A 1,736-nucleotide genomic window follows, 5' to 3' on the forward strand; every position below is an offset into this window, starting at 1 on the left:
AGTGGTAGAGGAGCGTTCTGTAAGCCGTTGAAGGTTGTCCGGGAGGATGGCTGGAGGTATCAGAAGTGCGAATGCTGACATGAGTAACGACAAGGGGAGTGAAAAACTTCCCCGCCGAAAGACCAAGGGTTCCTATCCCATGCTAATCAGGGTAGGGTAAGTCGGCCCCTAAGGCGAGGCTGAAGAGCGTAGTCGATGGGAAACGGATTAATATTTCCGTACCGGCAATACTGCGATGGGGGGACGGAGAAGGCTAGGCAGGCGCGGCGTTGGTAGTCCGCGTGAAAGTGCGTAGGCAGAGAGACTAGGAAAATCCGGTTTCTTAATGCTGAGACACGAGACGAGACTCTACGGAGTCGAAGCTGTTGATGCCCTGCTTCCAGGAAAAGCCTCTAAGCTTCAGGTATTGACGACCGTACCCGAAACCGACACAGGTGGTCAGGTAGAGCATACCAAGGCGCTTGAGAGAACTCTGCTGAAGGAACTAGGCAAAATAGTACCGTAACTTCGGGAGAAGGTACGCTCTTTGATGTGAATCCCTTGCGGAGTAAGCATCGGAGAGTCGCAGTGACCAGCTGGCTGCAACTGTTTATTAAAAACACAGCACTCTGCAAACACGAAAGTGGACGTATAGGGTGTGACGCCTGCCCGGTGCCGGAAGGTTAATTGATGGGGTTAGCGCAAGCGAAGCTCTTGATCGAAGCCCCGGTAAACGGCGGCCGTAACTATAACGGTCCTAAGGTAGCGAAATTCCTTGTCGGGTAAGTTCCGACCTGCACGAATGGCGTAATGATGGCCAGGCTGTCTCCAGCAGAGACTCAGTGAAATTGAAATTGCGGTGAAGATGCCGTATACCCGCGGCTAGACGGAAAGACCCCGTGAACCTTTACTATAGCTTGGCACTGAACATTGACCCTACATGTGTAGGATAGGTGGGAGGCTTTGAAGCGGGGACGCCAGTTCTCGTGGAGCCATCCTTGAAATACCACCCTTGTATGTTTGATGTTCTAACGACGGCCCGTTATCCGGGCTTCGGACAGTGTCTGGTGGGTAGTTTGACTGGGGCGGTCTCCTCCTAAAGAGTAACGGAGGAGCACGAAGGTTGGCTAAGTACGGTCGGACATCGTACGGTTAGTGTAATGGTAGAAGCCAGCTTAACTGCGAGACAGACACGTCGAGCAGGTACGAAAGTAGGTCATAGTGATCCGGTGGTTCTGTATGGAAGGGCCATCGCTCAACGGATAAAAGGTACTCCGGGGATAACAGGCTGATACCGCCCAAGAGTTCATATCGACGGCGGTGTTTGGCACCTCGATGTCGGCTCATCACATCCTGGGGCTGAAGTCGGTCCCAAGGGTATGGCTGTTCGCCATTTAAAGTGGTACGCGAGCTGGGTTTAGAACGTCGTGAGACAGTTCGGTCCCTATCTGCCGTGGGCGTTGGATAATTGAGTGGAGTTGCTCCTAGTACGAGAGGACCGGAGTGAACGAACCGCTGGTGTTCGGGTTGTCATGCCAATGGCACTGCCCGGTAGCTATGTTCGGAACGGATAACCGCTGAAAGCATCTAAGCGGGAAGCCGGCCACAAGATGAGTTATCCCTCAGACTATAAGTCTGCTAAAGGGTCGTTGGAGACCACAACGTTGATAGGCAGGGTGTGGAAGCGTGGCGACACGTTAAGCTAACCTGTACTAATTGCCCGAGAGGCTTAACCATACAACGCCCAAGTGGCTTGT

The 1,736-nt window shown here is 53.1% G+C and carries 1 rRNA gene (only partly in view); it reads left to right on the top strand.

The annotated features are described in order from the left end of the window. Positions 1–1,716, top strand: a 23S ribosomal RNA gene (locus ABC502_RS18565); it begins 1,257 nt to the left of the window's first position. Positions 1,717–1,736: the final 20 nt, after the last annotated feature.

Origin of the sequence: Alkalimonas sp. NCh-2, assembly GCF_039631345.1 — a bacterium.
Lineage (GTDB): Bacteria > Pseudomonadota > Gammaproteobacteria > Enterobacterales > Alteromonadaceae > Alkalimonas > Alkalimonas mucilaginosa.